We start from the raw sequence: 9,493 nt of genomic DNA, 5'->3' as shown, positions 1-9,493 counted from the left end.
CGCGCTGCCCGTGCGCGCGGCCGGCGCGAGCGGCCCGGCCAGCCGTCCGAGCCGCGGCCCGTTTCGCGCCGTTCCCCCTGACCTGTCGGACGAACAGTTATACTTGTCCGCTACATCCCCGCTACCGCCACGCGCTTCCCGACCGCACCAGACTCTCTATGCGAATCAAATTGAAGAACATCGGCCTGATTGCCGCGGGCCTCGCCACTGGCGTGTTCGCCACGCTGCAGATTTCCGCATCGGCCGAGCAGACCGTCACGGCGCCGCTTCCCCTCGACCAGCTCCGCCTGTTCGCGGAAGTCTTCGGCCAGATCAAGCGCGAGTACGTCGAGCCGGTCGACGACAAGAAGCTGCTGACGGCGGCGATCAAGGGCATGGTGTCGAGCCTCGACCCGCATTCGTCGTTCCTCGACAAGACCGACTATGACGAGCTGCAGGAGCAGACGAAGGGCCGCTTCGCCGGTCTCGGCATCGAGATCTCGCAGGAAGACGGGCTCGTCAAGGTGATCTCGCCGATCGAAGACACGCCTGCATTCCGCGCCGGCATCCGTCCGGGCGACCTGATCACGCGCATCAACGACAAGCCGGTACGCGGCATGACGCTCGACAAGGCCGTCAAGCAGATGCGCGGCGAGCCGGGCACGAAGGTCACGCTCACTATCTTCCGCAAGAGCGACGACCGCACGTTCCCGGTCACGGTCACGCGCGCGATCATCAAGGTTCAGAGCGTCAAGATGAAGATGCTCGATCCGGGTTACGCGTACATCCGCATCACGAGCTTCCAGGAGCGCACGACGCCCGATCTCGCCGCGAAGCTGCAGGACATCGCGCGCCAGCAGCCGAACCTGAAGGGCCTGATCCTCGACCTGCGCAACAACGGCGGCGGCCTGCTGCAGAGCGCGGTCGGCGTCGCCGGCGCGTTCCTGCCGCCCGACTCCGTCGTCGTGTCGACCAACGGCCAGATTCCGGATTCGAAGCAGGTCTATCGCGACACCTACGACAACTACCGGCTGCCGTCCTTCGACGGCGATCCGCTGAAGGGCCTGCCGCCGATCTTCAAGACGGTGCCGATGGTCGTGCTGACGAACGCGTATTCGGCATCCGCGTCGGAAATCGTCGCCGGCGCGCTGCAGGATTCGAAGCGCGCGCTGATCATGGGCAAGACGACGTTCGGCAAGGGTTCGGTGCAGACGGTCCGTCCGATGACGGCCGACACCGCGCTGCGCCTGACCACCGCGTACTACTACACGCCGAGCGGCCGTTCGATCCAGAACAAGGGCATCACGCCCGATCTGCCGGTCGACCAGTACGCGGACGGCGATCCGGACGACGTGCTCGTCACGCGCGAAGTCGACTATACGAACCACCTCGCGAACACGCAGGATCCGAACGAGAAGAAGGAACAGGAAGAGCGCGAGCAGCGCCGGATGGATCAGCTGCGCATCCTCGAGGAGCAGAACGACAAGAAGACGCCGGAGCAGCGCCAGAAGGATCGCGATCGCAAGCCGATCGAGTTCGGCAGCGCCGACGACTTCATGATGCAGCAGGCGCTCAACAAGCTCGAGGGCAAGCCGGTCCAGGAATCGAAGTCGCTGCTCGCCGAGAGTACGAAGAGCCCGGCAGGCAAGCCGGCTGCGGCAGCGAAGGCGTCGGGCGCCGCCGCGAAGCCGGCCGCCGCACCGAAGCCCGCGTCGGCGCCGCAGTAAGCGTCGGCCGACATCGGACGGGCCATCGCGGGAAGACCGCGATGGCCCGTTTTTCATGCGCGCCTAGAATAGACCGGTACGCCCGCGCCCGCTCGCGCGGCGGCATCGCTGACGACACACCATGAACGACGATCAACTCCTTCGCTATTCCCGCCACATCCTCGTCGACGAAATCGGCATCGAGGCGCAGCAGCGCTTTCTCGACGCGCATGCGATCGTCGTGGGCGCCGGCGGCCTCGGCTCGCCTGCGGCGATGTATCTGGCGGCGTCGGGCGTCGGCACGATCACGCTCGTCGACGCCGACACGGTCGACCTGACGAACCTGCAGCGGCAGATCCTGCACGCCACCGCGTCGGTCGGCCGCAGCAAGGTCGAATCGGGACGCGACACGCTCGCGCAGCTGAACCCGGACGTCGTCGTGCAAGCGGTCGCCCAGCGCGTCGACGACGCATGGCTCGACGCGCGTGTGCCGAGCGCGACGGTCGTGCTCGACTGCACCGACAACTTCGCGACGCGCCATGCGATCAACCGCGCCTGCGTCGCGCACGGCGTGCCGCTCGTATCGGGCGCCGCGCTGCGCTTCGACGGGCAGATCAGCACGTTCGACTTCCGCGACGCGGCCGCGCCCTGCTACGCGTGCGTGTTTCCGGAGGATCAGCCGTTCGAGGAAGTCGCGTGCGCGACGATGGGCGTGTTCGCGCCGACGGTCGGCATCATCGGCGCGATGCAGGCCGCCGAAGCGCTGCGCGTGATCGGCGCGATCGGCACGACGCTGAACGGCCGGCTGATGATGCTCGATTCGCTGCGCATGGAATGGACGACGATGAAGATCGCGCGCCAGCCCGACTGCCCGGTGTGCGGCAAGCGGCACTGACGCGCATGTGCACAACGATCGTCATGATCGTCGAGGACTAGCCGCCGACGACTATGCGGCGGCGTCCGCGCGCGGTTCGGCGACTGCGAGGCGCTTCAACGCCGCCTGCACTTCCTCGGGCTCGAATGCGGCGAGCACGTCCGCCGTCGGCTTTTCGAGCGACTTCAGATGCGCGCGCAGAATCTCCTGCTTCACGACGAGCAACTGGCTCGGATGCATCGAGAATTCGGTGAGCCCCATGCCGAGCAACAGCCGCGTGAGTGCCGGATCGCCAGCCATTTCGCCGCATACCGACACCGGCACGCCCGCGCGCTTCGCTTCGCGCAGCGTATAGGCGATCAGGTGCAGCACGGCCGGATGCAGCGGGTCGTACAGATGCGCGACCGCGTTGTCGGCGCGGTCGATCGCGAGCGTGTACTGGATCAGGTCGTTCGTGCCGATCGACAGGAAATCGAAGCGCTTCAGAAACAGCGGCAGCGCGATCGCGGCGGCCGGAATTTCGATCATCGCGCCGACGCGCACGTTCGGATCGTACGCGAGCCCCGCGTCGTCGAGCTGGCGCTTCGCTTCGCGAATCAGGTCGAGCGTCTGGTCGATCTCCTGCGCATGCGCGAGCATCGGTATCAGGATCTTCACCTGACCGAACGCCGACGCGCGCAGGATCGCGCGCAACTGCGTGAGAAACATCTGCGGCTCGGACAGGCTCCAGCGAATCGCGCGCAGCCCGAGCGCCGGGTTCGGCGCGGTTTCGCAGCCTTCGTCGAGCGCTTCGAGCGGCTTGTCCGCGCCGACGTCGATCGTGCGGATCGTGACGGGCATGCCCTTCATCCACTCGACCGCACGCTTGTACGCGGCGAACTGCTCCTCCTCTTCCGGCATCTCCTTCTGATGCATGAACAGGAATTCGGAGCGAAACAGCCCGACGCCGACCGCGCCCGCATCGACCGCCGCCTTCGCGTCGTCGGGCAGCTCGATGTTCGCGTACAGCGCGATCGGCGTGCCGCACAAGGTCTGCGTCGGCGAGAACTTCAGGCGCTGCAGCTTGCGCTGCTCGAGCAGCTTCTCCGACTGCCGGTACGAATATTCCTCGAGCACGATCGGCGCCGGATCGACGATCACGATGCCCTGATCGCCGTCGACGATGATGAGATCGTCCTGACGGATCAGCGCGCTCGCATGCTGCACGCCGACCGCGGCCGGAATGCCGAGGCTGCGCGCGACGATCGCCGTATGCGACGTGCGGCCGCCGAGATCGGTGACGAACGCCTGGAACGACTGCGTCTTGAACTGCATCATGTCGGCCGGCGCGATGTCGTGCGCGACGACGATCATCTCGCTCGTGCCGTTCGCCGCCGCGCCGTCGAGCGCCTGGGCGGCCGACGGTGCGCCCGCGAGCGCCTTCAGCACGCGCTCGACGACCTGCTCGATGTCGGCCTTGCGCTCGCGCAGATATTCGTCTTCGATGTCGTCGAAGTGGCGCGTGAGCAGATCGAGCTGTTCGGTCAACGCCCATTCGACGTTGTAGCGGCGCGTGCGGATCAGGTCGATCGTTTCCTGGACGAGCATCGCGTCGCCGAGGATCATCGCGTGCACGTCGATGAATGCGCCGACTTCGGACGGCGTGTCGTCGGTCAGGTCGGCGCGCAGTGCTTCGAGCTCGCGATGCACGGCGTCGAGCGCCGCGCGGAAGCGCTCGACCTCGGCCTCGATCCGGTTCGCCTCGATCAGGTAATGGGCGACGTCGAGCGCCGCCGGCGCGATCAGATACGCTCGCCCGATCGCGATACCACGTGAGACGGGAATGCCATGCAGCGTGAAGGACACGCGCACCTCCTCTGTACATGAAAAGCCGCGGCACACTGCTGCGATGCGCTTATGACCCCGGATAGCGATTATAAATTCCGCGCGTGTCCGCTGACTGCATGCAGCGCAGCATTGCGCGTTTCGCATCAATGCTGCCGGCGAAAAAAAAGCCGCGGAATCCGCGGCATTCTGACTGGAATCGGCAACGATTCCGTGCGTCGGTTTACTGACCTTCGCCGAACTTGTCGGCGATCAGCTTCAGCAGCGCATCCATCGCTTCCTTCTCGTCGGGGCCGTCGGTCTCGATCGTGATCGTGCTGCCGATGCCCGCCGCGAGCATCATCACGCCCATGATGCTCTTCGCATTGATCTTGCGCCCGTTGCGCGACATCCAGACTTCCGACTGGAAATTGCCGGCCAGTTGCGTGAGCTTGGCCGATGCGCGTGCATGGAGCCCCAGTTTGTTGACGATGGTGGTTTCTTGTTGAAGCATGATGATCGGTCGGGTCGGTCGAGGCCGCCGGCGGCGCGCGCCGGCTGCACGGTCTAAAACGAAAGCGGATAACGGTCAGTGCGATTCGGTGCGCGGCTGCGGCTCCGGCGGAATCGGCGCGCATTGCCCGCAACCGACTTCCGACGGCGGCGGCGGCGTGCCGGCCGCCACCTCGTGCACGCCCTTCGCGCCGCCGGACAGCGCCTTGTCGACGAGCTTGTCGAGCGGCATCGTCCGATAGCATACGGCGCGCACCAGCATCGGCAGGTTCACGCCCGCGAGCACGCGCACGTCGGCGATCTTCGCGAGCTGGCCCGCGATGTTCGCCGGCGTCGCGCCGTACATGTCGGTCAGCACGACCGCGCCGTTCTCTTCCTTCAGGCGCGCGAGTTCCGCATGCGCGAACGCCATCACCTGGGCGGGATCGCTGTCCGCCTGCACGTCGATGCAGCCGATGCGGGCGGGCACGCCGCCGTAGATGTGCGCAATGCAGTCCCGCAGCGCGGTGGCGAGCGGGGCGTGCGCGATGATCAGAATCCCGGCCATGTCAGACCGCTCCCGGCCGCCCCTGGCGGACCGACAGCCCGCGGCGGGGCAGCGGGCGTAGCGAATGAGGGGATCGTTTCATGTTCAGCCTTGCAACAGTGTCGGCCCGACCGCCGGGCCTTCGGCGCGCCGATCGCGGCGCCGGACGAGCGGGCATTGTAGCAGGCCGGTCATGCCGATCCGGCGGCGGCGGGCCTGCGCGGCCGCCGCCGGTGTGATGCGGCGGGCGCCTACGCGGCCGCCCGCTCCAGCGCGTCGATGAACATCGCGGCAACGTCGAAGCCCGTCTGCTCCATGATTTCGCGAAAGCATGTCGGGCTCGTCACGTTCACCTCCGTGAGCCAGTCGCCGATCGCGTCGAGGCCGACGAGCAGCAGCCCGCGCGGGGCGAGCACCGGGCCCAGCGTCTCGGCGATCTCGCGGTCGCGCGGCGTCAGCGGCTGCGCGACGCCAAGGCCGCCGGCCGCGAGATTGCCGCGCACCTCGCTGCCCTGCGGAATCCGCGCCAGCGAATACGGCACCGGCTCGCCGCCGATCAGCAGAATGCGCTTGTCGCCGGCCTTGATCTCGGGAATGAACTTCTGCGCCATCACCGAGCGCGTGCCGTCGTGGCTCAGCATCTCGATGATCGAACCGAGGTTCATGCCGTCCGGCTTCACGCGGAACACGCCCATGCCGCCCATCCCGTCGAGCGGCTTCAGGATCACGTCGCCGTGCTCCGCATGGAATGCGCGCAGCCGTTTCGCGTCGCGCGTGACGAGCGTCGGCGCGACGAACTGCGGGAACTCGCCGATCGCAAGCTTTTCCGAATGGTCGCGGATCGACTGCGCGCGGTTGAACACGCGCGCGCCCGCGCGCTCGGCCAGTTCGAGCAGCCACGTCGACGTCACGTATTCCATGTCGAACGGCGGATCCTTGCGCATCAGGACCGCGCCGAACGACTCGAGGCGCCGCGCGTCGACGGGCCCCGCCTCGTACCAGGTCTCGCGATGCAGATCGTCCAGTTCGCCGACGAACGTGATGCGCCGCACGTCGGCCTCGACCGCCGAGCCCGTCCAGGCGAGCTCGCGCGGCTCGCACGCGTAGATCGCATGGCCGCGGCGCGCGGCCTCGGCCATCATCGCGTAGGTCGAATCCTTGTAGATCTTGAAGCGCTCGAGCGGGTCGGCGATAAAGAGAATGTCCATGCGGGTCCTGTACGTAGCGAAGCCCGGTTACACCTGAATGGCTTCGGGATCGGTCTTTTCGAGTTCGATCGACGATGCGATCAGCGACAGGCGCGCGACGACGCCGTACATGTAGAAGCGATTCGGCGGCGCGGCGCCGGGCTTCGCCCCGGCATCGGGCAGCGCGGTGTGCTCGAAGCCGAGCGGCACGTAGTGCATGCCCGGTGCGTTCAGGTTCTGGTCGCGCTCGCGGCCGCCGTGCGTGCGATAGAAGCCGCCGACGACGTAGCGGTCGATCATGTAGACGACCGGCTCCGCGACTTCGTCGCCGACGCGCTCGAACGTATACACGCCTTCCTGCACGATCACGTCGCGCACCGCGAGGCCGGCCTTCGACTCGGCCATCTGCGCGCGCTCGGCCTTCGACATCCGGCCGATCTCGGCCGCATCGTGCACGGTCATCACGCCGCGCCCGGCGGTGCCCGCATCGGCCTTCACGACGACGTACGGCTTTTCGCTGATGCCGTATTCGCGATACTTGCGCGCGATCTTCTTCAGCACGCCGTCGATCGCGTCGGCGAGCGCCTGCTCGCCTTCATGCGCCTGCCAGTCGACGCCTTCGACGTGCGCGAAATACGGATTCACCATCCACGGATCGACGCCGACCATCTTCGCGAACTTCTTCGCGACGTCGTCGTAGCACGAGAAGTGCGTCGACTTGCGGCGCACGGCCCAGCCCGCATGCAGCGGCGGCAGCAGATACTGCTCGTGCAGGTTTTCGAGCACCGACGGAATGCCGGCCGACAGGTCGTTGTTCAGCAGGATCGAGCACGGATCGAAGTTCTTCAGGCCGAGGCGGCGCTGCGAACGCTCGAGCGGTTCGAGCACGATCTTCTGGCCGTCGGCGAGCGTGATCGGCGTGATGTCGGTGATGCTCGGATCGAGCGAGCCGAAACGCACGTTCAGGCCGGCCTGGCGCATGATGGTGGCGAGCCGCGCGACGTTTTCCAGATAGAAGGCGTTGCGCGTCGGCAGCTCGGGAATCACGAGCAGGTTTTTCGCGTCCGGGCAGATCTTCTCGATCGCGGCCATCGCCGCCTGCACGGCAAGCGGCAGCACTTCGGACGGCAGATTGTTGAACGCGCCGGGGAACAGGTTCGCGTCGACGGGCGCCAGCTTGAAACCGGCGTTGCGCAGGTCCACCGAACAATAGAACGGCGGCGTATGTTCCTGCCATTCGAGCCTGAACCAGCGTTCGATCGCAGGCGTCGCGTCGAGGATCTTCTGCTCGAGCTCGAGCAGCGGACCGTTCAACGCGGTAACGAGGTGGGGAACCATGAATCACTCGCGAGCGGGAGAATGAAGATTGTAGAGCAATTGCCTTGCCCATTTGGGGATTGCGCCCGCTTTCACAAGGATTTGGAGAAAGTTTGTCGCTATTGACCCGATAGCGTGAAGGGTTATCGGTCCCGTTCGCGACCGTGCGGAGAAAAAAAGCCCGCCGGAAGGCGGGCCGAAGTCGCTGCGCTCATCGTGTGCGGCGGGCCGCCGTCGCGGCGCCCCGCCGGATTGGGTGCGCTTATTCGACGTGTTCGCCGTGCAGGATCACGTCGAGGCCTTCGCGCTCTTCCTCTTCGGTCACGCGCAGGCCGATCGTCAGGTCGATCAGCTTCAGCAGCACGAAGCTCAGCACGCCGCTGTAGACGAGCGTGATCAGCACGCCCTTCGCCTGCAGCAGCAGGCTGCCGTCGAAGCCGCCGATGTCCTTGACCGCGAACACGCCCGTCAGCAGTGCGCCGAGAATCCCGCCCACGCCGTGCACGCCGAACGCGTCGAGCGAATCGTCGTAGCCGAGCTTCGACTTCAGCCAGGTCGCCGACCAGAAGCAGACGACGCCCGCGGCGATGCCGATCACGAGTGCACCCGCGACGCCGACGAAGCCGGCGGCCGGCGTGATCGCGACGAGCCCCGCGACCGCGCCCGACACGATGCCGAGCACCGAAGGCTTACCCTTCGCGATCCATTCGGCAAACATCCAGCCGAGCGCCGCGCAAGCCGTTGCGACCTGCGTCGTCAGCATCGCGAAGCCGGCACGGCCGTCGGCGGCAACCGCCGAGCCCGCATTGAAGCCGAACCAGCCGACCCACAGCATCGAGCCGCCGATCATCGTCAGCACCAGGTTGTGCGGCGCCATCGATTCGCGGCCGTAGCCGACGCGCTTGCCGAGCACGAGGCACGACATCAGGCCCGCGATACCGGCGTTGATGTGCACCACGGTGCCGCCCGCGAAGTCGAGCACGCCGTCGGCCGACAGCCAGCCGGTCGGCTCCCACACCATGTGCGCGATCGGCACATAGACGATCAGCGACCAGAGCGTCATGAACACGAGCATCGCCGAGAACTTCATGCGGTCGGCGAACGCGCCGCAGATCAGCGCCGGCGTGATGATCGCGAAGGTCATCTGGTAGACGAAGTAGACCGATTCCGGAATCGTCGTCGCGAGGTGGCTGACGGTCAGCGTCGTCGCCTTGTCGCCCTTGATGTAGTTCATGCCGTGCAGGAACACGCGCGACAGGCCGCCGATGAAGCCGTTGCCCGGCGTGAACGCGAGGCTGTAGCCGATCACGGTCCACAGCACCGTGATCAGCGCGGTGATCGCGAAGCTCTGCATCACGGTCGCCAGCACGTTCTTCTTGCGCACCATGCCCGCGTAGAACAGCGCGAGGCCGGGAATCGTCATGAACAGCACGAGTGCGGTGGAGGTCAGCATCCACGCGGTGTCGCCCGCGCTGATCTTCGACGAATCGACCGAGAACGGCGCGCTCGGCGCCGCGGGAGCGGCGGCGGCCGATGCATCGGCCGGAGCCGAAGCGGCGGCCGAAGCCGGCGCGGCTGCGGCGGCGGA

Annotated in this window: 8 protein-coding genes; 2 read left to right on the top strand and 6 right to left on the bottom strand. The window is 66.7% G+C overall.

Translation table 11 applies throughout. From position 1 onward, the window contains the following. The first annotated feature begins 158 nt into the window (after positions 1 to 158). Both HMPREF3115_RS15945 and HMPREF3115_RS15940 read left to right on the top strand, forming a co-directional pair. The gene (locus tag HMPREF3115_RS15945; protein WP_059939139.1) at positions 159 to 1,706 is read left to right on the top strand and encodes a S41 family peptidase; all 1,548 of its coding nucleotides are present in this window, start codon (positions 159 to 161) and stop codon (positions 1,704 to 1,706) included. A 121-nt stretch (positions 1,707 to 1,827) separates the two neighbouring features. Further along, the gene (locus HMPREF3115_RS15940; protein WP_006411336.1) at positions 1,828 to 2,580 is read left to right on the top strand and encodes a HesA/MoeB/ThiF family protein; all 753 of its coding nucleotides are present in this window, start codon (positions 1,828 to 1,830) and stop codon (positions 2,578 to 2,580) included. Positions 2,581 to 2,631: 51 nt separating this feature from the next. On the opposite strand, the gene ptsP is transcribed toward HMPREF3115_RS15940, so the two are convergent. The 6 genes from ptsP to HMPREF3115_RS15910 all read right to left on the bottom strand — a co-directional run. Further along, positions 2,632 to 4,404 (bottom strand): phosphoenolpyruvate--protein phosphotransferase, encoded by a 1,773-nt coding sequence (gene ptsP, locus HMPREF3115_RS15935; RefSeq protein WP_070555064.1) that lies wholly within the window; start codon positions 4,402 to 4,404, stop codon positions 2,632 to 2,634. 202 nt (positions 4,405 to 4,606) lie between these two features. Then, positions 4,607 to 4,876 (bottom strand): HPr family phosphocarrier protein, encoded by a 270-nt coding sequence (locus HMPREF3115_RS15930; RefSeq protein WP_006398181.1) that lies wholly within the window; start codon positions 4,874 to 4,876, stop codon positions 4,607 to 4,609. Between the two features lie 75 nt (positions 4,877 to 4,951). Further along, positions 4,952 to 5,422, bottom strand: coding sequence for a PTS sugar transporter subunit IIA (locus HMPREF3115_RS15925; RefSeq protein WP_006398180.1), 471 nt, complete (start codon positions 5,420 to 5,422; stop codon positions 4,952 to 4,954). Between the two features lie 230 nt (positions 5,423 to 5,652). Further along, positions 5,653 to 6,609, bottom strand: a complete 957-nt coding sequence (gene gshB, locus HMPREF3115_RS15920) for a glutathione synthase (protein WP_070555062.1) — start codon at positions 6,607 to 6,609, stop codon at positions 5,653 to 5,655. A 27-nt stretch (positions 6,610 to 6,636) separates the two neighbouring features. Beyond that, entirely contained in the window at positions 6,637 to 7,926 is a 1,290-nt protein-coding gene (gene gshA / locus HMPREF3115_RS15915; RefSeq protein WP_006398178.1) for a glutamate--cysteine ligase, read from the bottom strand. A 241-nt stretch (positions 7,927 to 8,167) separates the two neighbouring features. Next, the coding region (locus HMPREF3115_RS15910) for an ammonium transporter (RefSeq protein ID WP_083302227.1) at positions 8,168 to 9,493 on the bottom strand (1,326 nt) is incomplete at its 5' end.

The organism is Burkholderia sp. HMSC10F09, from assembly GCF_001806955.1.
GTDB lineage: Bacteria > Pseudomonadota > Gammaproteobacteria > Burkholderiales > Burkholderiaceae > Burkholderia > Burkholderia multivorans.
The sequence above is the reverse complement of the archived record's forward strand: the minus strand, read 5'-3'. Positions and strand labels throughout refer to the sequence as shown.